This window comes from Marivita sp. NO-S04 (assembly GCF_059070475.1).
In genome coordinates this window covers 17,235-41,612 of sequence record NZ_JBKAEE010000003.1, presented here as the reverse complement: position 1 = coordinate 41,612, position 24,378 = coordinate 17,235, and the positions used below count along the sequence as shown (strand labels likewise).

Below are 24,378 nucleotides of genomic sequence, written 5' to 3'. Positions count from 1 at the left end.
CTAGTAGCTAGAGGATGTAAACGCGACAATAATCAAGAACCAAAATCAGGCGCGCAGGTTTGTCCCTTACATCGGCACAGAAATTTCTTTGGGTTTTGGCAGGCGTCGCGTCGCTTGCCTTCGTATGGCTTTTGCTCTGGTCGGACTATCGCGCTGACCGCGCCCGAACCGACAACGATCCAGCGTTTGTCGCTGCATTCGAATTGACGGACCACCAAGGTGTGGTTCGCACGGAAGAAGACTTTTCGGGGCGTTGGATGTTGGTATTTTTCGGCTTCAGCAACTGCCCCGATGTCTGCCCGACGACACTGTCTGAGGTCGCGGCGGTGATGGACGGTCTGGGCGACAATGCCGCGAGGGTCCAGCCGATTTTCATAACCATCGACCCCGAACGGGACACGCCCATGGCACTCGCCGAATTCGTTCCGCTGTTCGATGCGAACATCATCGGGCTGACAGGTACGCCCGAACAGATCGCCGCTACATCCGAAACGTTTCCGATCTTCTTTGAACGCATCGAAGAGGCTACAGCTCCGGATGGCTACACAATGGGCCACACGTCACATCTGTTTCTATTCGACCCCGAGGCAGGCTTTGCAGACTCATGGCCCTATGGCACGTCCGCTGAAGAGATTCTCGCCGATCTGGAAGAGAGGATCTGACCGACATGAACCGCGTACCCGCAGAAACCGCCCTCGGGCTGGCATGGATCGTTGCCCTCGTCGCCTCGCTTGCTGTACTTTTCATCGGCGAAGTGATGGGGCAGACACCCTGCGTGCTGTGCTGGTTCCAGCGCGCCTTCATGTTCCCGCTCGCGATCATTCTCGGCCTCGGCCTTTGGTGGCGAGACGGCAGCGTCGGGCGCTATGGCATCGCTCTGGCGCTTGGTGGTGGCGTGGTCGCCCTGTGGCACATGGGCCTCTACGCGGGCCTGATCCCCGAACGCATCCAGCCCTGCACGGCCACCGGCCCCTCTTGCACCGATGATAACCAATTGGTCTTCGGCATTCCGATCCCGCTGATGGCGCTGGTCGCCTTCGCACTGATCGGGTTCCTGTCGGCACTTTCATTGAAGGAAACACAAACATGAATCGACGCGGCTTAATCCTGTCCGTTCTCGCCCTCGGCGTTGCCGGTTTCGGCGGAGCCACTTGGTACGCGACTCGCCCCGGCCCCGCGGCCGAAGCAAAAACCGTTGCGCCGGAACTCGCGGACGCGATGATCCGCTCTTACTCGCCCATCCTCGGACCTGCCGACGCGCCCGTCACGATTGTCGAATTCTTTGACCCGGCCTGCGAGGCTTGCCGCGCCTTCCATCCGATCGTGAAGGACATCATGGCACAGCATGGAGATGCCGTCCGCGTCGTTATCCGCTACACCGCGTTTCATGGCGAGGCATCCGAGGAAGCGATCCGCGTGCTCGAGGCAGCACGCATGCAAGGCGTTTACGAGCCGGTGCTCGAAGCCGTTCTGCGGGATCAGCCGAGATGGGCGTCGCACGGCGCGCCTGAGCCCGGTCTGATCCTCCAGATCGCCGCCACTGCCGGACTCGATGCAGAGGCCGCGCGCACGCAAATGCTGGCACCGGATGTCGTTGCGATCCTGAATCAGGATCGTGCGGACGTCGAAACCGTGGGAGTTCGCCAGACTCCTACTTTCTTTGTAAACGGCAAGTCGCTCGATCCATTCGGGGAGGCAGAACTGCGTCGATTAGTGGCCGCGGAAGTTGCTGCCGTGCAAAGCTGAATGGAAAAGGCAGGACCAAAACGATGAAAAAGATTATTATGACGGGCACACTGGCCGCGCTCTTGACCTTTGGAGGGCTCTCAGTACCCGCACTGGCCGGACCCGTGGATGTCGTCGTCGAAAGCGCCTGGTCCCGCGCCTCCATAGGGATGAACCGCCCCGGGGCCGCCTACATGACGATCCGCAACACTGGCGACGAGCCGGTGACGCTGATTGGTCTTTCAACACCCCTCGCGATGATGCCCGAGATCCACGAGACGAAGACCAATGCCGAAGGTGTGAGTTCCATGAGCGCGGCAGGTGAGATCGCGATCGCCCCGGGCGAGAGCGTCGCGCTTGAGCCGGGCGGCCTCCACGCGATGTTGATGCGGCTACAACAACCCATGACGGAAGGGGAAACCTTTCCGCTGACCCTACTTTTTGTCGACGGGGGCGAGGTGACAGTCGAGGTGCCGATCCTTGGCATCGCCGCACGCGGACCGGAAGACTAATGCGACGAAGGACGATCGCAGGATACGGCGCGGCCGGTGCCGGTGCAATTGCCTTGACGCTCTTCGTCGGTTGGTGGCGGGTCGACGGACCCGGTGCGCCCGAACCTATCGAGCAGCGGCCTATGGCTCTGACCGAGATGGATTTCCGCCTGACTGACCATGAAGGCAACGAGGTCGGGCCGGAAACCCTGATCGGGCGACCGACGATGGCGTTCTTCGGTTTCACTTACTGCCCCGATGTCTGCCCGACCACGCTCTCGGACATTTCAGGTTGGCTCGACGATTTAGGAGACGAAGCCAAACAGTTGAACGTGGTTTTCATCACGGTCGATCCCGAGCGCGATACCGTCGAGGCGATGGCAGAATATGTCAGTTATTTCCACCCAGCGATCCGCGGCTGGACGGGACCGGAGGGGCAGATTGCGCGCATCGCGGACGGCTTCCGCGCTGCCTACGAGCGGGTGCCCACGGAAGGCGGCGACTACACGATGAACCACACGGCCAGCGTCTTCCTGTTCGGTGCCGCTGGACGGTTCGTCACCATGATTGACTATCATGAACCGAGGGAATTCGCGGTACCGAAGATCCGCCGCGCGTTGGAAGAAGAAACGGAGGGAGCGACATGAGGCTCAGAACTTTTGCGGCAGGTGTCGCGCTTGCGGGGACCGTTTCGGGGGCGGCTATCGCATTCTTCGATGTTCTGTCGAAAGAACCCGTGCCGCCAGAACTTGCCCAGGCAGGTAGCTGGATGCCCCAGCGTCCTGAAGCTCCCCGGAGCCTGGATATTCCGTTGTCGCTGCCAGCTACGGCGTGGGTGGAAGATACACCCGGCTTCGGCCCCTTGCCCCTGCTGCAGGCCGCTGTTGTTGACAGGCCGATGCAGGCCATCGAACCGCCCCTGTTGACTTGGTCTCGCGACATCTCTTCTGGTGAAACGCTCGACTCCTTGCTTTCCGAAGCCGGTCTTGCGGGAGCCGACAGGGCGGAAGTCGCCCTTGCACTTGGCGCGGAATACGATCTGCGACGGTTGCGGCCGGGGAATTCGGTCACTGTTGTTTCGACTATGGATGGCAGCCCCCGCACCGTCTCGCTCGCCGTCGAGGACGGGGTGCGGATCGAGGTGCTTTTTGGCGAGCAGGTGTCCACGCAGGTCGTGGCGCCGGATCCGGAGATCGTAACCCTTGCTGGGGAGGCCGTGATCGACACCTCGATCTTCGCGGCACTCGACAATGCCGGCATCCCCGCCCGATTTGCCGTGGACCTTGCGCAAATGCTGGGTGGAACCGTGGATTTCCGCCGTGAGATGGCTGGAGGCGAGACACTAAGGCTTCTCTGGCGCGAGACGCGCGTCGGCGATGACAAGATCGGACAGCCGGACCTCGCCTTCGCCGCACTGGAAATCGGCGATTCGCTTTACGAGATCGTTTGGCCGGACGACGGCAGCGGTCAGGCGACGATCTACGTCGATGGCGAGGTGCTTCGCGTCTTTGCACAGCCAGTCGAGGGCGCGCGCCTCAGCTCGGTGTTCGGGCGCCGCACACATCCTGTCTACGGAAACGTCCGGATGCACACCGGCGTCGATTTTGCCGCGGCAAGCGGGACGCCGGTACGGACGACGGCACCGGGCCGGGTCAGCTTCATCGGCTGGCGAGGCGGTTATGGACGCGTGGTCGAAATCTCCCATGGCTCCGAGACCATGACGCGCTACGCGCATCTCAGCGCCGTGTCGGAGGGCCTAACACAGGGCCAACGCGTGGCGGCGGGAGATGTGATCGGCCGCGTTGGCGCAACCGGCACAGCGACAGGTCCCAACCTGCACTACGAAGTCCTCGTAGATGGGCGTCCGACTGACCCTCTCTCTGACGACAGGCTCGCCGAAGCCGCAGAGAACGAGGTGGATGATACCGCCGCGCTGTTGCGTCTGACCGAGGCGCGCGCGCTTCTGACTGAAAACCTTGACAGCGAAATTGCCCAGACGACAACCGAAAGGCTCTGACCCATGAAACGCATGACCCAAGCTCTGACCATCGCGCTCGCCCTGTTCCCGGCGGCCCAGGCCCTCGCAGAGGCAACAGCGATAGACGTCCGCAAGACCAACGGATGCGGCTGCTGCCTGTCCTGGATGAACCATCTCGAGGAAAACGGATTCGCGCCGACGGGCGAGAACATGTTTGGCGGGTCGCTGGTTCGTTTCAAGCTCGACAACGGCGTGCCGCAGCGCATGGTCTCCTGCCATACCGCGCTCATAGAGGGCTACGTGATTGAAGGCCATGTCCCGGCCGCTGATATCCGCCGCCTTCTTGAGGAACGCCCGGACGCCGTCGGCCTCGCCGTTCCGGGAATGCCCTATGGCTCGCCCGGCATGGGGCCGGAAGAAAACCGTGAAGCTTATGATGTCTTCCTCATCCGCGAGGACGGGTCGACCGAAGTCTTTTCAAGCTACGCCGAAGGATAATCTGGCCCGCTTATGGAAAACCTGTCTCCGATAATGCTCGGCTTTCTCGGAAGCCTTGCCGCCGGATCGCTCACGGCAGTCGGAGCAATTCCCGTGCTGTTCGGGCGCATCCCGTCGCGGGCGACGCGCGATCTGTCGCTCGGCTTCGCTGCCGGCGTCATGCTCTCAGCCTCGTTCTTTTCTCTGATCATCCCGGCGTTGGATGCGGCGGAGCCGATGTTCGAGAACGGCGCGATGCCTGCGGCCATCGTTTGCGTCTCGATCCTTTTGGGCATGGGGGCCGTTGCATTGATGAATGAAAGGCTGCCGCACGAGCATTTCAGAACGGGACGCGAAGGGCCCGAAGCGGCGTCCTTACGGCGGGTCTGGCTGTTCATCATCGCAATCACGATCCACAACTTCCCGGAAGGCCTCGCGGTCGGAGTTGGCTTCGGTTCCGGAGGTATGGAAGGCGGTCTGCCACTCGCCATCGGCATCGGGCTTCAGAATGCGCCTGAAGGGCTGGCCGTTGCGGTATCCCTGTTGGGCGAAGGATATCCGAAGCTGCGCGCCTGGGGCATCGCCGCGCTAACGGGAATGGTCGAGCCGATTGGCGGTTTGCTCGGGGCCGGCATCATCACACTGTCGGAACCGCTGCTGCCATGGGGCTTGGCCTTTGCCGCAGGCGCCATGCTTTATGTCATCAGCCACGAAATCATCCCCGAAACCCATCGCAGCGGCCATCAGAACAAGGCAACGCTCGGCTTGGCCGTCGGGCTCGTTTTGATGCTTTTTCTCGATGTTTGGTTGGGGTGACGCAATGCCAGTGCATAAACTATCTCCGGTGATCGGCATTTTTGCGGCGCTTGCCGCTTTCGTAATCGATCAGATCACAAAAGCCATTGTTGTGGCGAATGCGGCCTCTTTAAGCACTGGAATCGCCGTGTTTCCAGGTTTTAACCTTGTCTTTTATCGCAATGATGGCGTCACTTTCGGATTACTTGGCGGCGCACCATGGTGGAGCCTCATAGCTCTCGCTCTTGCCATCTGCGGCTGGCTGGGGGTTATGCTGTTTCGCGCCGAAAATGCGGTTGAAACGCTCGCTTACGGAGCGATCATCGGTGGAGCCTCGGGCAATGTCATTGATCGTGTGCGGTATCGGGCTGTAACGGACTTCCTGGATTTCTACATCAACTCAACGCATTGGCCTGCCTTCAACATGGCCGATGTGTTTGTCGTCAGTGGCGTGGGGCTCTTGCTCGCCGCACCCTGGATCAGTGCGCGGCGTCCGATCAAGTCGTGAAGCCGGCAATTCTGAACTGCTTCGCTCTGCGCAAACGTCTGCTCTCGCGGATGACGCTTGGTTTCGCCGCCGGGCCGCTGACCGTTCTAACCTTCCCGCCTTTCTCGATTCTCCTTCTTGTTCCCGTTGCCTATTCTGCGTTGTTTGTCGGTCTTCGCGACCTCTCCTTCGGGCGTGCTTTTCTCGTCGGCTGGGCGTTTGGTCTCGGCCAGTTCGGTTTCGGGATTTCGTGGATCGCGGAAAGTTTCTACGTCGAACCCGAGCGTTTCGGGGCGCTGGCGACCCCGGCCGTCGCGGGATTGTCCGCAGGTCTCGCGATTTTCCCGGCCATTGCCGCCGTGCTCTTCGTCGAAATCGCGCGGCGCGGAGCCATGGGCAGTCTCCTGGCCTGCCTCCTGTTCGCGACCTCCTGGACCGCGGCCGAGTGGTTGCGCGGTCACGTTCTGACAGGTTTTCCGTGGAACCTCGCCGGCTACGCTCTGGTCGATTACGCCGCCCTTCGCCAGCCCGCCGCCTGGGTGGGAAGTTATGGGCTAAGCTTTCTCACCGTGTTCGTAGCGGCACTCCCCGGCGCGGCTCTCATGGCGGTCGGGCGACAACGATTGATCATCTCGCTAATGCCGCTGGCCGGCATCGTGACGATGTGGGCCGTCGGCACGCTTCGCCTCCAGTCGGATGCACCACAGCCACCGGATGTCGACCTGCGCATCGTTCAGGGCAACGTTCCCCAAGAGGAGAAATGGGCGCCCGAGAACCGCGAGGCGACCTTCGCGCTCTATCTCGAGCTTTCAACCCAGCCCGGCGATTTCGACGTTCTTCTCTGGCCGGAAACCGCCTTTCCCGGGTTCCTCGATGAGGATGCCCAGGCGCGGGCCCGCATTGCCGCTGCGCTACCGGACGGCAGCGTGCTGCTAACCGGAGTGCCGGACCGTGTACTGAGCGAGGATGGCACCCGATATTTCAACACCGTCCAGGCTTTTGACGATACCAATGAGATCCTGACCGGATACGCGAAACACCATCTCGTGCCCTTTGGCGAATACGTGCCATTCCGCGGCTGGTTGCCGATCGAGCGGCTGACGGCGGGGCTGGGCGATTTTACGCCCGGACCGGGTCCGCGCACCCTTGCGCTTCCGGGTATGCCGCTGGTCGCCGTGGCGATCTGCTATGAGATCATTTTCCCGGGCCATGTGGTCGACGACATGTTCCGACCCGACTGGATTTTTAACGCGACGAACGATTCCTGGTTTGGAACCAGCATCGGACCCGAGCAGCATCTGGCTTCCGCACGTATGCGCGCCGTAGAGGAAGGCCTTCCTGTCATCCGAGCCGCGAATACGGGCATCTCTGCGGTCATCGACGCGAACGGAGAGATCATTGCGCGGCTCGATACAGGGGAAAGGGGCATCATCGACGCTGATCTTCCCTCAGCGCAGCCGCCTACGCCATATGCGCTTTTCGGGGACTGGATGTTGCTGGCGCTCATCTTGGCTTCGTGGAGCTGGGCTCTGGCGGCCAATGCGACGGCTAACTACCGCCGCATGAGAAAGACCGTCATGCAAAGATGTGGATAGGCGTTCCGTCCTTCACCATTGCATAGATGTCCTCGATCTGCCGATCTGTGACTGCGATGCAGCCAGCTGTCCAGTCGCGGATGTCCGTCGGGTCGATGCCGGGGCGTGGACCACCATGGATGAAGATGTCGCCGCCGGGGGAAAGGCCCTGCGCTGCGGCAAAGGCGATGTCGGCCTCATTTGGATAAGAGATGCCAACTGAAAGATGATACGTACTTTCAGGGTTGCGCTTATCGACTATGTAGGTGCCCTCCGGGGTCCGACCGTCTCCCTCGAATTGCTTGTGACCCTGAGGAGCGAAGCCCAGCCCGATCGGATAGGTTTGCAGCACGCGATCGGATCCGTCGAGAACAAGCAAACGCTGTCCCTTGTAGAGCCGAAGTCGCGTCACTTCGGGTCCGTCATAGCTGCGGAACTTGCCGGCACAGCCCGACAAAAAGGCCGCTAAGCCACCCAACAGGACGGCGCGGCGGGGAAATCGGATGGTTTTCACTGCTCGATGCCTCTTTCGTGAGGTCTGATATGGAAATAATGTTACCTTGCAAATGCCGCGTGATCAATGTCCGTGGGCAAGCGCGGCCTTTGCGATCTGTGGCCCAACCTGCTCGCCACCGGACGGCGGTGCCTTGGCCTCTTGGCTGTTGAGCAGGCGCAGGGCGTTCGCCACCACCAGCAATGACACACCCACGTCGGCTGCAATAGCGCCCCACATCGATGCCATTCCGAACGCGGTAGCGACAACGAAAACTCCCTTGGTCGCCAAGGAAATACCGATGTTCTGATGGATAATCGACATTGTCCGGCGCGAATGACCGATCAGCCAAGGCACCTTGCCGAGGTCGTCGGTCATAAGGGCAATGTCCGCCGTCTCGATTGCCGCGTCAGAACCAACCGCACCCATCGCGATGGCATAATGCGCGCGCGCCATTGCGGGTGCATCGTTCACCCCGTCGCCGATCATGGCAACCATGTCATGAGTTTTGACCAGTTCTTCGATGGCTGTCACCTTGTCTTCGGGCAGAAGCTCAGCGCGCACCTCGTCGATACCGACCTCGGCGGCAACGGCGCGCGCTGTTCGCTCGTTGTCACCGGTCAGCATAACGATGGTTTTCACGCCTTGCGCGTGAAGTTGCGCCACGATGCCCTTGGCATCAGGGCGGATGCGATCGCGCAGTTCAAGAATGCCCGTCACGCCGGATTCATCGCCGACAGCGACAAGGGTGCTGCCGGCGCCTTCGATCCGCTCCCGCAGATCCTTCGGAATGGCGTCGCCGAAACCCTTCTCCTCGGCAAACCGGTCCGACCCCAGCCAGATGGACCGTCCGTCGGTGCGTCCTTCAAGTCCCCTGCCGGGAATGGTGCGGGTATCCTCTGCGGCGGACACCTTGACGCCGTCGGCCTCCGCCCGCGCGAGAATGGCACGCGCCAAAGGGTGCGACGAACGTGCCTCCAGCCCTGCGGCGAGGGTCATCAGATCTTGTGCTGAAGCCCCGCCCAGCGGGTGCACCGCCGCCACTTCCGGCTGACCCATGGTGATTGTGCCGGTCTTGTCCATGGCCAGCGCCGTGGTCCTGCCCGGCGCCTCTACATAGGCACCGCCCTTGATGAGGACGCCCGCCCGCGCCGAAGCGGTGAGCGCTGCGACGATGGAGACAGGGGTCGAGATGACCAGAGCGCATGGGCAAGCGATCACCAGCAGCACGAGGGCATTGTAGAACCAGTAATCCCAGGCTCCGCCGAAGATAAGCGGCGGCAGTAGCGCAATTGCGACGGCGAGAGCCATGACGATAGGCGTGTAGATGCGGGCGAACTTTGCCACCCACTGTTCCACCGGCGCGCGGCGGGCATGGGCGTCGCCGACCATGCGGATGATCTTGGCCAAGACGGTATCCGAGGCGACCTTCGTGGCGCGCACAGTTAGTGTACCTTCGCCGTTGATCGTGCCCGCATAGACCTCGTCTCCGGCCTCTTTGGGTATCAAGGCACTTTCGCCGGTGATCGGCGCCTGGTCGACCGCGCCCGCGCCACCCGTCACCTCGCCGTCGAGCGGGATACGGTCGCCACCGCGTACAATAAAGCTTGAGCCTACGGCGACTTGCACCGCCGGCATGTCGGTCTCGCTTCCGTCATCGTGGATCACGCGCGCCGTAGGTGGCGCAAGATCCAGGAGCGCCGACACAGCGTTCCGCGCGCGCCCAACGCTCCAGCTTTCGAGAAAGAGGGACAGCGAAAAGAAAAAAGCCACTGTCGCTGCCTCGAAGAATTCACCGAGCCCGATGGCTCCGGCGACTGCGACAACCATCAGCAGGTTCATGTCGGGCGACAGCCGACGTGCGGACGACCATGCCTTCGGTGCCACAAGCCAAACGCCGAATAGGATAGCAACTGCAAAAAGCCCTGCCTCGGCCAGCGGCATCGGCGCTTCGCCGTGCCCCGCGAAGAGGCCGAGCGCCCCCCCCATACCGGTCTCGACGATGTGCCAGAGAAAACCCGCCGCCCAGAAGCCGCCGCTGAGAGCCGTAAACAGCCGCTGTCGTGCAAGATGGGCCGCTTGGTCGACCGACGCGTTCTCGGCATTCCACGGCTTCGCCGTCATGCCGGTGCTCGCGACAAGTTCCGCAACTTCGTCGTCCGATACACTCTTTGCGCTGTCGAGAATGGTCATCCTCCCGTTGATTACATCGAACGCGAGATGCTCGGCCCCGCCGATCTGCGGGCCGATTACCTTATTCAAGATCGCGACCTCCTCGGCGCAATCGAGGCCAGACACCTGAAAACTGCGCCCGCCGGTTGGCGCGGGAGTCGTCGGTGCGATGTCGCCGCACTTTCCGGCGCTACCACAGCAACTGCCGCCGCTTGCCTGGGCGTCTTCGGCGTGATCGTGATCGTGGCGGTGGGTGTCGGACGGCATGAACGGACCTCTGGATTCGGGTGCTTTGTCATGACATAGCCCCTACAGTAGCTAGAGCTTCAAGAGAAAAGTTCGGTGGTATTTCCGTTTGTTTTCTTGCTAGACGGTCCGACGACAGCCTCAATCACGGCGTGAGGCATAAAAAGCCGATACGAAGAAAAACAGAAAAGAAAGGAAACTCGATGCAGGTTTTGATGCTGAAGCAAAAAATGATGGTTGCGGTGGCGCTTTTGCTCACGACAGGATGCGCCATCCAGCCGACAGGGCCGGACGACACGGCAGACCAGACGGGCAACGTTCCCGAAGCCGTGGTTGCGATGGCTGCTCCGGATCAGGATGTTGCAACCGCGCGCCTCGTGCCGGAAGACGGCTGCTATTGGTACGAACACAGCGGGCCGGTCGAAACGACGCTGCTGCCGTTGCGCACGGCGAACGGTAATCCGATCTGCGTGGCACGCGAAGCTTGAGGACGCGTCAGACGTTGCATCAACGCGCCTCAGACCTACGCACCACACTCAACTTCGCGCGGTGACACTGTCCTCCGCTGAGTACAAATGTGCCGTCGATTCGATCTCAACGTTGGGATAAAGTTCGTTAATGTGAGCCATGACCATCCGCACGCAACCCGAACTGGCTCGACCGCCGATACTTCTCGGATAGGGCGTGCCGTGTATTCGAAGATAAGTGTCGCGGCCTCCGACGTACAGATAGATGGCTCGTGATCCCAAAGCGTTTTCGGGGCCGGGTTCCATCCCGTCGGCCCATCGTGCGTTTTCCGGATCCCGCTCGATCATGTTCTGGGTCGGTGTCCAATGCGGCCACCTCACCTTGCGTTTGATCGTGTAGACCCCAGGCTCGTATAGGTTGCCCCGGGCAATGGCCACACCGTAGCGCATTGCGGTCCCGCTCTCCTCGATATGATAGAGATACCGCGCGACCGCATCGACATGGATGTCTCCTGGCACGAGCCCGGGTTTCGCAATCACGCGTTGGGGCAAAAAGCGCGGGTGTAGGCCCCAAGGGTTTGACGCGGCCGGATCGAATCCGGGCGGCGTGACTTGCGCGTCCCATTCAGCCTTCTGTGCCTCGGTGGGCCAGGTATCGGCCAACAGGGGGCTGGAAACAGACGCGGAGAATAGCGCCGTTGTTGTTTGAATGAAGTGTCGTCTTGTCAGCATGTCGTACCCTTTCGGTTCCCACCAGAATCTATGGCAAGAACGGTATCTGTTCACTTTGATTAGATAGGACTTCTAGTGGCTAGAGGTTCAAGGACATATTTTCGTGAAAACACACGATCCTTGTGATCCGCAATTTACCATCCGCTACTACGAAAAGATCGGCGCGCCGCCCAGCCTGACCCGGCCTGTTCCCGAGACCACGGTTGCTGCAGAGTCAGATCCTGTCGAAGCTGGCTATGGAGGAAGGCCATATCGCCCGCTTCGCCTGAGCAGCGAACGGCAGTGTGGTGAACTTTGACTTGCACGGTGACGGGGGCAGGCAAAGCAGCAACGACAAACAGGGCCGCGCAGTGTCCAAAATACCGGGCGTCTTGCTCGCCGCCTTCACCAGTCATCATAGATGGTGAAGGCACAACCGCACGGAAGCGCCGGCCACAGCGGCCTTGCGCACTGGCGAGGAGTATCTCCAAATTCGAGCACCTTGATTGCCAAGGTTCCGGCGGGCTTTGCCTCCTCCTACCGGAACTTTGGCCGACTGGCACGCACCCGTCAGGATACCGAGCGATGACGCTCATCTCTTAGGTCGTGGTGCGCCACATCCGGAACCGGCCCTGCCCGGTCACTTCGCAGATCAAACCCCGCGCTTCCATCCAGACGAGGTTGCGCTGGACGGCGGCGCGGCTGGCACCGGTCAGGGTCTCGGCCATTGGGGCGGAGACGAGGGGCCATTCGGCCAGCACGGCGCGCAATGCTGGTGGTGTCTTGCCAGAGAGCGGGGCCATCATGGTTTCCGCCCGCGCTGACCATGCCTGGATATCGTCGAGGTGCCGCATCGCGGTCAGGCATGCTGTTTCCATTCCCTCGAGCCAACGCTCCAAGCGCTCAGCTGGTGGGCCACTGGCGCGCAGCCCCCCTGCCCCGCGCATAGCCAGAGGCGCAAAGATAGCCCCTCCATTCGAATTCGGGCCTTCGCTGGCGGCAATGCGTGCGGCGGTAACCGCCGCTTCCATCCGGTCGCCCTGTTGCCCGAGGCCCGCAAGGCTCCAGAGGTGAAGCCCCATGCAGGCGCGTGTGATCGGGTGCAGGTCGACGGCTTGCGCCATCAGGTCAAGCCAACCGCCCGCGCGATCCGCAAAGGTTTCGGCTTCACCTGCTATGTTTTCGGGGTCACGGCGATCGAGGAAGGCGGACAGGTCCACCTCTGGGCCGGGACCGCCTGTTAGACGCCGCACTGCCCATCCGACACGCGCGAGCGCTGCAGTGTTGTCCTGCACGCCGGACAGGCGCATGGATATCCAGAGCGCCAGCCGATCCGGGCCAATACGGTCACCCACAAACCAGCTGAGGTCTGCCGCCTCCATCAGCGCGAGCCTGTGCCGCCAGCCTTTCGGGCCACGGCGCAGCCGGTCATCCAACGCGCCGATCCGACCAGCCACACGGGCGAGACGCGCGGCATTAACCGCCTCTGCCTTCCGCCAATCGTCGAGGACTGCGGTTTCACGCAGCTCTGCTCTCGGTCCGGGCAGCAGATAATCCGGCTCCACTTCCATCGGACCGGGCAGGAACCACAGGTCGTCCTCAGACGTCTCTTCAAGCCCCTCCGAATCCACTAGAGGATCGTCAAAACTATCATAATGTGTAGATACTTGAGGCTTCATATGTGCAAAATACGGCACTTTTGCATTTTACCCAAGTGTTTTGTCAGGGTGCGCCCACACACCTTATATAGCACGTGCGCGCGGTGGTCTGCGAGATCTCTCTGATCACGCTCAGCGTATGGAATCCAAGGGGTTTTTGATGAGCAGCACCACAGAGAGAGCGGTTGCATTCGTTTACAAACGGTCGTTTAGTAATGATATACGAAACTGCAAAAAGACTGTTTTGATGCCCTTGATCGGTTATGCCCGCGTATCCACCGAGGATCAGACCCCCCTGCCCCAGTCGCAGGCCCTGAAATCCGCGGGCTGCGCCGAGATCCACGAAGAACAGGCCTCGGGCGGCAATCGTGCGCGGCCGGTGCTGGCGCGGGTGTTGGAGCGCATCGGCAAGGGCGACACGCTGGTGGTCGTGCGGATCGACCGCCTTGCGCGATCCCTGTCGCATCTGCTGGAGGTGATCGAGCGGCTGGAGGCCAAGGGTGCGTTCTTTCGTTCCATTCAGGACCCGATCGATACCGGATCCCCGCAAGGCAAGTTCACGCTGCAGGTCTTGGGCGCTGCGGCCGAGTTCGAGCGCGCCCTGATCCGGGAACGCACCAAGGCCGGCCTCGCCAGCGCGCGCACAAAGGGCCGCGTGGGCGGGAACCCTGGGCTGCGTGCCAAAGACCCTGCCGCTCTTCGTAAGGTACGGCTGGCAAGACAGGACGGCTACATGGAGCGCCTGAACGAGACGGCACAAGACTGGGTGCCCCATGTGCGCCGGTTGCGCCCCGACTTGGCATGGGAAGACGTGGTGCGCATCATCAACGGCCCCTTGCCCGAGGCGCGTCGCTGGACCCAAAGCCGTCTCTTGCGCGCTGTGAAGGCTTATGTCCGCGACGGCTTCCTGCCTGCCGAGGTGCTGGCCCGCGCCGGGCGCCGCGAAACCGACGATCGTCTGCCCGCCATCGTCGCCGGCATCAAGGGCGCGGACCCCGACATCACGCTTCAAGCGATCTGTGAACGGCTGGAATCTATGCGCGAACGCACGCCTCGTGGCCGAACGAGATGGCAGCCCTCATCGGTCAAGATGCTGTTGGAGCGAGCCGAGAATCTGGGAATGATTGAAGAGACTCAGATTCGTTCTTTGGAAGCAAAACCGCCTATGTGAATCGGGTACATCTTGCGTTTAATAGATGGCAGCGACACAAGCTCTTGACGCGTTGGATCCGCGAAATAAGATAAGCCATTGTAAATAAATGATTTCATCGGGTACCGGCCCACCATTTGAAAAAATCCTTGCCTGTCAAACGCTTTCCTGACATTTTTGCGGAAGAACGCTAACCATCAGTTTCCGGCGGTTTTGCGTTCCTTCTCAAGATAGACCCGGAAGACGGGCGGCGGGACGGGCATGAACGAGCAGCGGATCAGAATGGATCAAAAGATCCAAACGATGGCGACACGTCTAAGCAAATCGCTTGATGTGAATATGCGCAAATCGTTTCTACCTGATGAACGAAAGGCTCTCAGACGGTTCTCATCCACGGAGGTTGCTCAGATCCTCGGGGTAAGCCAGGATTTTCTGCGGAAGATGTTCTTCGAGGACAAGCTCGATCTCGGTGACATCGAGACGGATGCCCGCGGCCGCAGGTTCTACACTGCAGAGCAGATCGACATAGCGCGCCACGAAATTGCCCGGTCAAGCACGAAGTTCCAGCATATTGTTCCTCGTCGTCGGGAAGGGGAGCATATACAGATCATTTCGATCGCCAACTTCAAAGGGGGCGCGGGAAAGACGACAACGGCGATCCATTTGGCCCAAAAGCTCGCCCTTGACGGTTATCGAGTTCTGGCAATCGATCTCGACCCGCAAGCCTCAATGACCACAATGTTCGGTTTCCGGCCGGAAATCGACTTCCCTGAAGCCGGAACGGTGTACGATGCCCTACGGTACGAGGACCCTATCCCCTTTAGAGACGTTGTGCGCAAAACGTATTTCCACAACCTCGATCTAGCTGCGGCCGGATTGCTGCTCTCTGAGTTCGAGACCGAAACCGCACACGCCCTTCGAAACAATATCAGGCCGCCGTTCTATCAGCGGCTTGCCCTTTGCATTAATGAAGTCGAGACAGACTACGACATTGTCGTCATCGACTGCCCACCCCAACTCGGGTTTACCACATTATCAGCTTTGGTAGCGTCGACATCCCTAGTCGTCACTGTCATTCCAAGCATGCTTGACGTCGCCTCGATGGCCCAATTCCTGCAGCTCACATCCAGCCTCATGGCAACGATTGCTGATGTAGGCGCATCGCCCGACTGGGACTTCATGAGGTTTCTAATCACTCGTTTCGAGCCCAATGACGGCCCCCAAACCCAGATGGCGGCATTCCTGCGGACCATGTTCACGGATGACGTTCTTACACAGCCTTTCCTGAAATCCTCCGCAGTCTCTGACGCTGGGCTCACGCAACAGACACTGTTCGAGATCGCCAGAACGGATTTCCATCGCCAGACGTACGATCGGGCTATCGAGTCCATCAACGGGGTTGTGGCGGAGGTCGAAGGGCTCATCAAAACGGCATGGGGGCGTAAGTAATGGCACGCAAAGTCACATTCGACATTCCCGAGGATGAAGAAAAGCAGGAGAACTCGTCGATTTCTCCGACTCGAACCCAGTCACGAGCCCCTGCCCTTTCGGGAATGGCCCGTTCTCTTCAGGATGCGGCACAATCTTCAATTCAAGAAATCAGTACCGACCTTATTGATGATTCCGAGTTCCAGGATCGTCTGGCCGTGGATGACGAAGATGACATCAGGGAACTGGCTGAAAGCATCGACAAGCAGGGACAGCTTATCCCAATACTTCTGAGCCCCGAAGGGGGGCGATACAGGATCATCTATGGGCGCAGGCGATTAGCGGCCCTTCGACTTATCGGCAAGCCCGCAAAGGCTCTCATCAGAGGCTTGGATGAGGATCAAGCGATTCTTGCACAAGGCCAAGAGAACAGCTTCCGAAAAGACCTCAGCTGGATCGAGAAAGCCCTGTTTGCACGTTCTCTCATAGAGTCCGGCAAGGACGAGGGGCTGGTCTGTGACGCCCTCAACATCGATCAGAAAGCCAGGAAAGCCGGTGACAAGCTCACGGGACTTGCTCGCATGAAACAAGTCACTTCCTGTATTCCGACTGAACTCATCCAAAAGATCGGGGCGGCACCCGGGGTTGGACGGGATCGTTGGTATGCTGCCGCAAAGTCTTATGAGAGCCTTGGCTTCTCTGGAGATGAAGGGTTTCCGGCCGGAAACCGAGAATTCCATGATACTCTCATGAAATCCAGAGGTTCAGGCAAGACCTCCGACGAACGCTTTGCGGTCTTTGAAGGTCTCCTGAAACAGCACAAGCCCACTGCCCCATCGGCAATCCAGACAAGACTCGGGATGGTGAAGGTCACCAAGAGAAACGTGATCATCACCGTCAAGAACGGAGATGACGGGCTTCATACGTGGATCTCTGAGAATCCAGAGGCCGCTCTTCTCGCGTTGGCGAACGCGAAGGCCGCTAGTCCGGGGCAGATCATTACCCCAGAGAAAATGGAACCCATAGGTAACCCAGTCTCCGGCAGGGATCAGGATCTTGATGGTCCTGACATAGAAGATAACGAAAACTGAGCAGAAAGGAGGACAGGCCAGAAAAGGAAAGACCCCCCGAAAGCAGTGCTTCCGAAGGGCCTCGATTAGCTTAGACACCTGATTGATACCCCGAAGCCGAATCGTTTTCAACACCGTTCGCGGTGAACGGGGAAGCTTTTTCAGCCGACATCATCATGAGACAGGTATTTTCTCACACACCCGCCTTGGCGGAACGATCTCCTGTACCCTGTACGAACCCGTACAGAGTCATCGAGCCGATCCGAACGCTTCGCAAAGAACTCGGTTTGACACCAAATGACCTTGTGACACTGCAGGCCTTAATCAGCTTCATGCCGAAGAAGGCCGGAGAAACAGCTTCAATGACTACCGTCTTCCCCTCAAACGCATCGTTGTCTGAGAGAACGAACGGTCTGAACGAGAGAACGATCCGACGGTGTATCGGACGCCTCGTGGACGCCAATTTGATCCAACGCAGGGATAGCGCAACCCGCAAACGGTTCCCTCTTCGCTACGGTGGATTGATCAGAGATGCCTTTGGCTTCGATCTACAGCCAATGTTCGATCGGGAAAGTGAGCTCACAGAACACGCAAAACAGCTTGTCGGCGATCAGGAAGAGCTACGGTCACTCAGGGCGGAGGCGCTGTCTCTTCGTGTCGAAGCTTTGCGCCAAGCAAACGATGATGAGACATTCACATTTCTCCAAAACGTGCGCAACATCCTACGCCGTGCAACACTCAAAGCCGACGAAATCATAGAACTTATCAAGAAGTTGGCAGAGTTGGCCGGAGCGACCATCAGAGAGTTTCCGGCCGGAAACCGTGAAGCTCAGGAAACGATGCCCGACCAATTGTCCGGCAACGACGGACAAAATGTCCGGCACGTAGAACCCACAAGATTGAATATAAAAAAGGATACTACAGGTGCTCTCAGCAGCTCTGGATTTAAAGACGGCCGAGATCCAACAACTATGGCTTGGACGGACCTGAAAAACGTATCGGACTTCTTCCCAAATGAACCAAGAGATCATCAATCCGTTATGAACATGTTGGCTGATGTCGGGAATTTGCTGAGAATAGAACAAGGCAGGATCATGAGACACCTTAGAGAAAGAGGTCCAGGGCAGCTCCTTATTGCACTCGACGAATTAATTTTGAGAGCCAGCACAGGACAGGTGAGGAACACCAACGCGTACCTAGACGCAATGATGAGGCAAGGGATGTGATGGTCTTATCACGGTCACTCAACCAGCTTGTGATTGAGGGTAGTCTTTGATGCTCCGGCGAATTTTCCCGGATAGTTCCAACCATAAGGTCATCGAGAGGAAAAGAAGTGTTGGTTTGAGGGTGACGGGAAGTGAGATCGGGAGAGTGGCTTCCGACGCCCGTCGTGGGGAATATCTGAGGACCACAGCTGTCCAGAAAATCACCCTGTCCCCTTCGCGGGATATCCCTTTCGACAAGCTGGTGCTGAGCCAGTCCAACGTGCGGCGCATCAAAGCTGGCGTGTCCCTCGAGGAACTGGCCGAAGACATCGCTCGCCGCGGTCTTTTGCAGAGCCTGAGCGTGCGGCCCGTGTTGGCTGACGATGGCACCGAGACCGGCAAGTTCGAAATCCCGGCTGGTGGCCGCCGGTTTCAAGCATTATCCCGGCTGGTGAAGCAAAAGCGTTTGGCAAAGACCACGCCCATTCCCTGCATCGTCCGCGATGCTGCATCCGACATCCTAGCCGAGGACGATTCCCTTGCAGAAAACATGCAGCGCGTCGCCCTGCACCCGCTCGATCGGTTCCGCGCGTTTGTGTCCCTGCGAGACAAGGGACAGACCGACGCAGAGATTGCTGCCGCCTTCTTCTTGACGCCGCAGGTCGTGAAGCAGCGCCTCAAACTCGCAGCCGTCGCCCCTGCCCTGCTTGAGATCTATGCCGAGGATGGCATGACGCTGGAGCAGCTCATGGTTTTCACCGTGAACCCCGATCACGCGCGTCAGGTTCTGGTCTGGGATGTGATTCATTCATCCTGGAACAAGGAGCCATTCCAGATCCGGCGCATGCTGACCGAGACCTCGGTCAGGGCGTCCGACCGGCGTGCAGTCTTTGTGAGTGTTCAGGCCTACGAAGCGGCGGGCGGCACGATGCTGCATGACCTGTTCCAAGGCGATGACGGCGGTTGACTCGAAGACCCTGCCCTGCTCGATCGGCTGGTGGCGGACAAACTCCAGGCCGAGGCTGAGACGGTTGCGGTTGAGGGCTGGAAGTGGATCGAGGTCGCACTCGACCTGCCCTACGGCTACAGCCACGGGCTGCGGTCTCTGTCGGGTGATCCGGCACCGATGACGGATGACGAAGGTGCAGCTCATGCCAAGCTGCTCGCCGAATACCGGGCGCTTGAGGAGGAATACGTGGGGCAGGATGGTACTGATTCTGCTCTTGCGGGGCAGGGGGCTGATCGTAGTCTCGCCGATGGCCATGCCAGTGCCGCTCATGTCTGAACTATCCTCATGTCGGGTGGTCGACCGAAGGGGACTGCCGAGGTCCTGCGCCATAACGATCTCGTGGCACAGGACGGTGAGAGCCGTGTCGAAGGGCAGGGCGGATGAGGCCGAAGCCTCACTTCTCGAGGCCCTGGCATGGCGCAGCCGCGCCTATTGACGCCTTTGTGGCTTGGTGTCGATGAACTAGACGGTCATCGGACTATTGCGTGCCTACCAGCACTGGCAGGCCATCCTCTCGCCATTCCGGCAAACCGCCGTCAAGGCGGCGCGCATTGAAACCGTGTTTGCGCAGGGCGGCCACAGCCTGATGGGCATAGATGCAATAGGGGCCCCTGCAATAAGCCACGATTTCGGCGGCTGGATCGAGCGTTGGGACAATCCGCTCGATCTCCGTCAGCGTCGCATTGAGCGCGCCCGGAATGTGACCCGCAGCGTATTCATCTGCGGGGCGGACATCGAGCACGGTCACAGAACCCTCGGCGATCCGTGCTGCGAGGTCTTCCCGGCTGACCGGTTCGGGTGCATCCTCGCCGCTTGAAAGCCCTCGCAGGATACGCTCGACCTGCGCGAGGTTACGCTCGGCAACGATGCGCAGAAGGTCCATCAGCGCGAGGGTCTTCACGTCGGTCAGCCGGTAGATCACTGCCTTGCCGTCACGGCGGCTGGTGACGAGTGCGGCCCGGCGCAACTGTTGCAGGTGTTGCGAGCAGTTGGCGACGGTGAGGCCTGTCTTTTCCGCCAGCGCCTCCACTCCTCGTTCTCCTTGCGCCAATTGTTCCAGCAACATCAGACGCGCCGGTGCAGAGAGCGCGCGGGCGACAAGCGCATATTCCTCGAGTAGGGCTGTCTTCGGGCTGGTTGACATTGGGAACTCCAAGTCCTAAACGTTCAAGTGATAAATTGAATGATAGCGATTTCGGCGCTTTCCGCAACCCCAGGGGTCGAGACCATGTCTGAATCCATCCTGTCCGCAGAACCTGCCATCCGCCTCAGCATCTTTCTAGGCGTGCTGGCGGCGATGGCGCTTTGGGAAGTGGCGGCGCCGCGCCGCAGGCGAGAGATCCCGCGCGTCATCCGCTGGACGAACAACTTGGGCCTCGTGGTGCTCGACACTGTAATCCTGCGGCTGACCTTTCCGATTGTCGCTGTCGGGCTGGCCGTCATGGCCGAGGATCGCGGCTGGGGGCTGTTCAACAATATTGACGCGCCCGTGTGGGTGGCCATCCTCGTCTCGATGCTGCTACTCGATCTGGCGATCTATCTCCAGCACGTGATGTTCCACGCGACTCCCGGCTTGTGGCGGTTGCACCGGATGCACCACGCTGATCTTGATTTTGACGCCACGACAGGCCTGCGCTTCCATCCCGTGGAGATCCTCATCTCCATGGGGATCAAACTTGCGGCGGTTGCCGCCCTCGGCCCCCCCGCCATCGCGGTGCTGCTGTTCGAGGTGATCCTGAACGCCACCGCGCTCTTCAACCACGCCAACATCGATCTGCCGCGCCCGGTGGACCGGGTGCTGCGCCTGTTCGTCGTCACGCCGGACATGCACCGCGTCCACCATTCCATCGATCCACGCGAGACCAATTCGAACTACGGTTTCAACCTGCCGTGGTGGGACCGGCTGCTTGGCACCTACATCGCCCAGCCCGCGAAGGGCCACGAGGGGATGGAGATCGGCATCGAGCAGTTCCGCACACGCCGCGATCTCTGGCTTGACCGGATGCTGGTTCAGCCGGTCCGTGGTCCGGCAAGTGGTCATGCGCTCGATCCACAGAACACGAAAAAGGAGCCCGCCGAATGACCTCCAGCGACTTCACGCGCGGCATCCGCGAGAACCGGGTGCAGGTCGCCCACCAACTGATCCAGGTGATGCTGGTGGGTTTCGCCATCGGCATGACGCGCACGGTGGTCCCCGCGCTGGCCGAGAGCGAGTTCGGGCTCGAGCGCGGCTCGTTCCTGCTGCTGGCGTCCTTCGTCGTGGCCTTCGGTGCGGTGAAGGCGGTGATGAACTTCGTCGCCGGGCGCTGGTCCGAACGCATCGGGCGCAAGCGGGTGCTGTTCTGGGGTTGGGTCGTGGCTCTGCCGATCCCGGTGATGATCTGGTACGCGCCGGACTGGAACTGGATCGTCGCCGCGACCGTGCTTCTCGGCGTCAATCAGGGCCTCTGCTGGTCGATGACGCAGACGGCCAAGCTCGACATCACCAAGGCTGAGGAACGCGGGCTCACGATGGGGCTCAACGAGTTCTCGGGCTATGTCGGCGTGGCGATCGCGGGCATCTTGACCGCCTATGCCGCCGAATGGCTGGGCGCGCGGACGGGGCTTCTGGTCTTCGGCATGGCCGTGGTCCTCTTGGCTCTGTTGCTGACCGTGGTCTGGGTCAAGGACACGCTCCCGTGGGCCAAGGCTGAGACGGCCGCGCACAAGGCCGCACCCCCGAAAAACCCGCCGCGTTATCCGCAGGGCGTGTCCGAGCACCCCAGCACGGGCGAGGTTTTCGCCCTGATGAGCTGGCGTGACCGACGGCTCTTCGCGATCTCACAGGCGGGGCTGGTCGAGAAATTCGTCGATGCGCTGGTCTGGGCACTGTTCCCGGTCTTCCTTGTGGGGCAGGGCGCGACCCTGACCGAGGTCGGCTGGATCGTCGGCACTTACGGCTTCGTCTGGGGCGGCTCGCAGCTTGTCACCGGGCGGCTGTCGGACCATGTCGGCCGGTTCTGGCCCGACGTTCTGGGCATGTGGATCTGCGGCGCGGGCGTGGCGATGGTGGTCATGGGCACAGGCGCGCTCTGGTGGTCGGTGTCGGCCGGGGTGGCGGGCTTCGGCATGGCGCTCCTTTACCCGAACCTCTCCGCGGCGGTGGCCGATATCACGCCGCCCGCCTGGCGCGGCTCTGCCATCGGCATCTACCGCTTCTGGCGTGACCTCGGCTATGCCATCGGCGCGCTCGGCCTCGGGCTGGCGGCCAGCCTGACCGGCGCTGCGGAAGCCGCCTTCTGGTTCGTCGCAATTTCCATGTTCGTCTCCGGTGCCGTGCTCTTCTGGCTCGGCGATGAAACTCATCCGCGATTGAACCCCGCCAGCCCAAGGAAGCTTGCAGATGCCTGACACGCTTGCCCGCCCTCTGGGCTTCCTTTCGATCTTGTTGGGCGTCGCCTCGATCGCGCTTCTTGCAGTTTCTGTCTGGGGCTTCCGGGCGGGCGGCTGGCCCTGGCCGCAGGCCTATGACCTTGCCGGCTGGGGCGCCTGGACGGCGGGTGCCGGCGTCATAGCCGCGCTGGCCGGGCTGGTGGTCTGGCTCCGCCGCAGGAGGGGTGGATCTGGCGCGGTCTTGCTGGGGCTGATCCTGTCGCTGCCCGTCGCGGGCCTTGGCGCCGCCTTCGAGATCGCCGCCCGTATCACGCCGCCGATCAACGACATCTCGACCGACACCGAAGACCCGCCCGTGTTCTGGTTCACGGCCACGCCGAGCGACTACCCCGCGCAGAACGCCGGGCCGCAGCGCGCCGCATATCCCGATGTGCGCCCGCTGGAGCTGTCGCTCGCTTTCGACAAGGCTTTCGCGGCCGCGCTCGCCCTCGTGGAGGAGCGCGGCTGGGAGGTGCTGTCGGCCGATCCCGCGGAGGGTCAGATTGAGGCCATCGCGACAAGCCGCCTGTTCGGCTTCGAGGACGAGGTAGCGATCCGCGTCACCGAAACCGATGCCGGCGCCCGCATCGACATGCGTTCGCGCTCGCGCCTCGGCCAGATCGACCGTGGCGCCAATGCCAGGCGCATCGAAGCCTTCCTGTCCGATCTCGAAACGCGCGCCCGGACCTGAGGACCGACCATGAAACACCTGATCCTGCTGAACGACCCACCCTATGGCACCGAGCGCAGCTTCAACGGGCTGCGCATGGCTCACGCGCTGGTCAAGAACGACCCTGAAGCAGACATCACCGTATTCCTGATGGCCGACGCGGTGCTCTGCGCCAAGGCGGGGCAGAAGACGCCCGATGGCTACTACAACCTCGAGCGCATGCTTCGCCGGGTCCTGTCCGCGAAGGGGCGTGTCCTGATGTGCGGCACCTGCATGGATGCGCGCGGCCTCGCCGAGGGCGACATGATGGAGGGGGCAAGCCGATCGACCATGGATGAACTCGCCCAGGCGACTCTCGCCGCCGACAAGGTCCTGGTGTTCTGATGGCTCAGATGCTGACACTCGCCGCCCTCGCGGACGATCCGGATCGCTTCCACCTGATCGATGTGCGCGACGCCGAAGACTACGCCACGGCCCATGTGACGGGCGCGGTGCATATCCCGCTGGCCGAACTCGAGGCTCGGGTGGGTGAAATCCCTACCGGCAAAACACCCGTGACCATTTGCGGCAAAGGCGGCGGGCGGTCCGCCGAAGGCGCGGACATCCTGAACAGGCTCGGCCACCCATACACCCTATGGCTCGAAGGCGGCACGAACGGCTGGCTTGCGCAGAACACCTGAACACCAAGAAACCGGAACGGAGGAATACCGGATGAACCTGAAACACCTACTGTTGGCGACGACAGTTGCACTTGGCGTCCAAACAGCGCCTACTCTGGCGCAGGACGCCGCAGTTGAGGCCATGCAGGAATACCTGATGTTCTCGGAATATGAGTCCGGCATCATCCTGCCTCAGCAACTCGACCAGACTGTCTTCGAGACCGCGCTTTTTGTAGACACCCGAGATGCGGGCCAGTTCGAGGAGGGCACGATCCCCGGTTCCGTCAATATAGAGTGGCGTGAGGTTCTCGACCGGATCGACGAGATCCCCGAGGACCGTATGACCATCCTCTTCTGCAACACCGGCAGCCTGTCGGCCCAAGCGGCCTTCGCGCTGCGCGTGGCCGGGCGGACCAACGTCGTCGTCATGCAGAGCGGATTTACAGGCTGGCAACAGGACGCGGCCTACAAGCCCTGAGCACGGGCCAAGTATTAACGGGAG

Annotated in this window: 27 protein-coding genes and 1 pseudogene; 23 read left to right on the top strand and 5 right to left on the bottom strand. The window is 60.9% G+C overall.

All coding sequences use genetic code 11. The features are described 5' to 3' along the window. Positions 1 to 59 precede the first annotated feature (59 nt). Genes ACK3EW_RS23375 through lnt form a run of 10 tightly spaced genes read left to right on the top strand, consistent with a single transcriptional unit; the run spans position 60 to position 7,548 of the window. Positions 60 to 662 (top strand): SCO family protein, encoded by a 603-nt coding sequence (locus ACK3EW_RS23375; protein ID WP_232617642.1) that lies wholly within the window; start codon positions 60 to 62, stop codon positions 660 to 662. A 5-nt stretch (positions 663 to 667) separates the two neighbouring features. Then, the gene (locus ACK3EW_RS23370) at positions 668 to 1,090 is read left to right on the top strand and encodes a disulfide bond formation protein B (RefSeq protein ID WP_009807981.1); all 423 of its coding nucleotides are present in this window, start codon (positions 668 to 670) and stop codon (positions 1,088 to 1,090) included. After that, on the top strand, positions 1,087 to 1,746 hold the full coding sequence (locus ACK3EW_RS23365; protein ID WP_009807980.1) for a DsbA family protein: 660 nt from the start codon (positions 1,087 to 1,089) through the stop codon (positions 1,744 to 1,746). The genes ACK3EW_RS23370 and ACK3EW_RS23365 overlap by 4 nt, the downstream gene beginning before the upstream one ends. A gap of 23 nt (positions 1,747 to 1,769) precedes the next feature. Further along, positions 1,770 to 2,237 carry a copper chaperone PCu(A)C gene (locus tag ACK3EW_RS23360; protein ID WP_009807979.1) on the top strand — a complete coding sequence of 156 codons (468 nt, stop codon included), beginning with the start codon at positions 1,770 to 1,772 and terminating at the stop codon, positions 2,235 to 2,237. Beyond that, positions 2,237 to 2,863, top strand: a complete 627-nt coding sequence (locus ACK3EW_RS23355; RefSeq protein ID WP_009807978.1) for an SCO family protein — start codon at positions 2,237 to 2,239, stop codon at positions 2,861 to 2,863. The genes ACK3EW_RS23360 and ACK3EW_RS23355 overlap by 1 nt, the downstream gene beginning before the upstream one ends. Then, positions 2,860 to 4,233, top strand: coding sequence for a M23 family metallopeptidase (locus ACK3EW_RS23350; protein ID WP_009807977.1), 1,374 nt, complete (start codon positions 2,860 to 2,862; stop codon positions 4,231 to 4,233). The genes ACK3EW_RS23355 and ACK3EW_RS23350 overlap by 4 nt, the downstream gene beginning before the upstream one ends. A 3-nt stretch (positions 4,234 to 4,236) precedes the next feature. Further along, entirely contained in the window at positions 4,237 to 4,692 is a 456-nt protein-coding gene (locus ACK3EW_RS23345; RefSeq protein ID WP_009807976.1) for a DUF411 domain-containing protein, read from the top strand. 12 nt (positions 4,693 to 4,704) lie between these two features. Beyond that, positions 4,705 to 5,487, top strand: coding sequence for a ZIP family metal transporter (locus tag ACK3EW_RS23340; protein WP_027238629.1), 783 nt, complete (start codon positions 4,705 to 4,707; stop codon positions 5,485 to 5,487). Between the two features lie 28 nt (positions 5,488 to 5,515). Further along, complete coding sequence (lspA, locus tag ACK3EW_RS23335; RefSeq protein ID WP_092465207.1) at positions 5,516 to 5,974, top strand: signal peptidase II; 459 nt, start codon at positions 5,516 to 5,518, stop codon at positions 5,972 to 5,974. Beyond that, the gene (gene lnt, locus ACK3EW_RS23330; protein ID WP_102856007.1) at positions 5,941 to 7,548 is read left to right on the top strand and encodes an apolipoprotein N-acyltransferase; all 1,608 of its coding nucleotides are present in this window, start codon (positions 5,941 to 5,943) and stop codon (positions 7,546 to 7,548) included. The genes lspA and lnt overlap by 34 nt, the downstream gene beginning before the upstream one ends. Here lnt and ACK3EW_RS23325 read toward each other — a convergent pair. Both ACK3EW_RS23325 and ACK3EW_RS23320 read right to left on the bottom strand, forming a co-directional pair. Next, a complete protein-coding gene (locus ACK3EW_RS23325; protein ID WP_009807972.1) occupies positions 7,529 to 8,041 on the bottom strand; it encodes a L,D-transpeptidase family protein in 513 nt (170 codons plus the stop codon). The genes lnt and ACK3EW_RS23325 overlap by 20 nt on opposite strands. A 63-nt stretch (positions 8,042 to 8,104) precedes the next feature. Further along, positions 8,105 to 10,459 (bottom strand): heavy metal translocating P-type ATPase, encoded by a 2,355-nt coding sequence (locus tag ACK3EW_RS23320; protein ID WP_092465195.1) that lies wholly within the window; start codon positions 10,457 to 10,459, stop codon positions 8,105 to 8,107. A 182-nt stretch (positions 10,460 to 10,641) separates the two neighbouring features. Between ACK3EW_RS23320 and ACK3EW_RS23315 the strand changes: the two genes are divergently transcribed. Further along, a complete protein-coding gene (locus ACK3EW_RS23315; protein WP_092465194.1) occupies positions 10,642 to 10,926 on the top strand; it encodes a hypothetical protein in 285 nt (94 codons plus the stop codon). Positions 10,927 to 10,974: 48 nt separating this feature from the next. Here the strand turns inward: ACK3EW_RS23315 and ACK3EW_RS23310 are convergent, their stop codons facing one another. After that, positions 10,975 to 11,637, bottom strand: coding sequence for a L,D-transpeptidase (locus ACK3EW_RS23310; protein ID WP_092465193.1), 663 nt, complete (start codon positions 11,635 to 11,637; stop codon positions 10,975 to 10,977). A 103-nt stretch (positions 11,638 to 11,740) separates the two neighbouring features. On the opposite strand from ACK3EW_RS23310, the gene ACK3EW_RS23305 reads away from it, so the two are divergent. Continuing rightward, positions 11,741 to 11,935 carry a hypothetical protein gene (locus tag ACK3EW_RS23305; RefSeq protein ID WP_123618725.1) on the top strand — a complete coding sequence of 65 codons (195 nt, stop codon included), beginning with the start codon at positions 11,741 to 11,743 and terminating at the stop codon, positions 11,933 to 11,935. Between the two features lie 280 nt (positions 11,936 to 12,215). Here ACK3EW_RS23305 and ACK3EW_RS23300 read toward each other — a convergent pair whose 3' ends face one another. Further along, positions 12,216 to 13,295: a hypothetical protein gene (locus ACK3EW_RS23300; protein ID WP_092465192.1), complete on the bottom strand. Its 1,080-nt coding sequence runs from the start codon at positions 13,293 to 13,295 to the stop codon at positions 12,216 to 12,218. A 226-nt stretch (positions 13,296 to 13,521) separates the two neighbouring features. Between ACK3EW_RS23300 and ACK3EW_RS23295 the strand changes: the two genes are divergently transcribed. The 5 genes and pseudogenes from ACK3EW_RS23295 to ACK3EW_RS23275 form a co-directional block, all read left to right on the top strand. Beyond that, the gene (locus ACK3EW_RS23295; RefSeq protein ID WP_317939113.1) at positions 13,522 to 14,445 is read left to right on the top strand and encodes a recombinase family protein; all 924 of its coding nucleotides are present in this window, start codon (positions 13,522 to 13,524) and stop codon (positions 14,443 to 14,445) included. A gap of 240 nt (positions 14,446 to 14,685) precedes the next feature. After that, positions 14,686 to 15,873: a plasmid partitioning protein RepA gene (gene repA, locus ACK3EW_RS23290; RefSeq protein ID WP_037239335.1), complete on the top strand. Its 1,188-nt coding sequence runs from the start codon at positions 14,686 to 14,688 to the stop codon at positions 15,871 to 15,873. Further along, the gene (gene repB / locus ACK3EW_RS23285; protein WP_317939112.1) at positions 15,873 to 16,943 is read left to right on the top strand and encodes a plasmid partitioning protein RepB; all 1,071 of its coding nucleotides are present in this window, start codon (positions 15,873 to 15,875) and stop codon (positions 16,941 to 16,943) included. The genes repA and repB overlap by 1 nt, the downstream gene beginning before the upstream one ends. 155 nt (positions 16,944 to 17,098) lie before the next feature. After that, positions 17,099 to 18,148 carry a helix-turn-helix domain-containing protein gene (locus ACK3EW_RS23280; protein ID WP_493809897.1) on the top strand — a complete coding sequence of 350 codons (1,050 nt, stop codon included), beginning with the start codon at positions 17,099 to 17,101 and terminating at the stop codon, positions 18,146 to 18,148. Positions 18,149 to 18,323: 175 nt separating this feature from the next. Continuing rightward, positions 18,324 to 19,334 (top strand): annotated as a pseudogene (locus tag ACK3EW_RS23275) (ParB/RepB/Spo0J family partition protein); the annotation flags it as partial. Positions 19,335 to 19,614: 280 nt separating this feature from the next. Here the strand turns inward: ACK3EW_RS23275 and ACK3EW_RS23270 are convergent. Continuing rightward, on the bottom strand, positions 19,615 to 20,280 hold the full coding sequence (locus ACK3EW_RS23270) for an ArsR/SmtB family transcription factor (RefSeq protein ID WP_317939110.1): 666 nt from the start codon (positions 20,278 to 20,280) through the stop codon (positions 19,615 to 19,617). A gap of 84 nt (positions 20,281 to 20,364) precedes the next feature. Between ACK3EW_RS23270 and ACK3EW_RS23265 the strand changes: the two genes are divergently transcribed. From ACK3EW_RS23265 to ACK3EW_RS23240, 6 genes are read left to right on the top strand one after another with little or no spacing between them, the layout of a single operon-like run. Further along, the gene (locus ACK3EW_RS23265; RefSeq protein WP_493809896.1) at positions 20,365 to 21,219 is read left to right on the top strand and encodes a sterol desaturase family protein; all 855 of its coding nucleotides are present in this window, start codon (positions 20,365 to 20,367) and stop codon (positions 21,217 to 21,219) included. Continuing rightward, complete coding sequence (locus ACK3EW_RS23260) at positions 21,216 to 22,526, top strand: MFS transporter (RefSeq protein WP_317939108.1); 1,311 nt, start codon at positions 21,216 to 21,218, stop codon at positions 22,524 to 22,526. Before ACK3EW_RS23265 ends, ACK3EW_RS23260 begins: the two co-directional genes overlap by 4 nt. Then, positions 22,519 to 23,238, top strand: coding sequence for a DUF1499 domain-containing protein (locus tag ACK3EW_RS23255; RefSeq protein WP_317939107.1), 720 nt, complete (start codon positions 22,519 to 22,521; stop codon positions 23,236 to 23,238). The genes ACK3EW_RS23260 and ACK3EW_RS23255 overlap by 8 nt, the downstream gene beginning before the upstream one ends. Positions 23,239 to 23,247: 9 nt before the next feature. Next, positions 23,248 to 23,601 (top strand): DsrE/DsrF/TusD sulfur relay family protein, encoded by a 354-nt coding sequence (locus tag ACK3EW_RS23250; RefSeq protein WP_394379382.1) that lies wholly within the window; start codon positions 23,248 to 23,250, stop codon positions 23,599 to 23,601. Further along, positions 23,601 to 23,897 (top strand): rhodanese-like domain-containing protein, encoded by a 297-nt coding sequence (locus tag ACK3EW_RS23245; RefSeq protein WP_317939105.1) that lies wholly within the window; start codon positions 23,601 to 23,603, stop codon positions 23,895 to 23,897. The genes ACK3EW_RS23250 and ACK3EW_RS23245 overlap by 1 nt, the downstream gene beginning before the upstream one ends. A gap of 31 nt (positions 23,898 to 23,928) precedes the next feature. Then, positions 23,929 to 24,354, top strand: a complete 426-nt coding sequence (locus tag ACK3EW_RS23240) for a rhodanese-like domain-containing protein (RefSeq protein ID WP_317939104.1) — start codon at positions 23,929 to 23,931, stop codon at positions 24,352 to 24,354. Positions 24,355 to 24,378 lie beyond the last annotated feature (24 nt).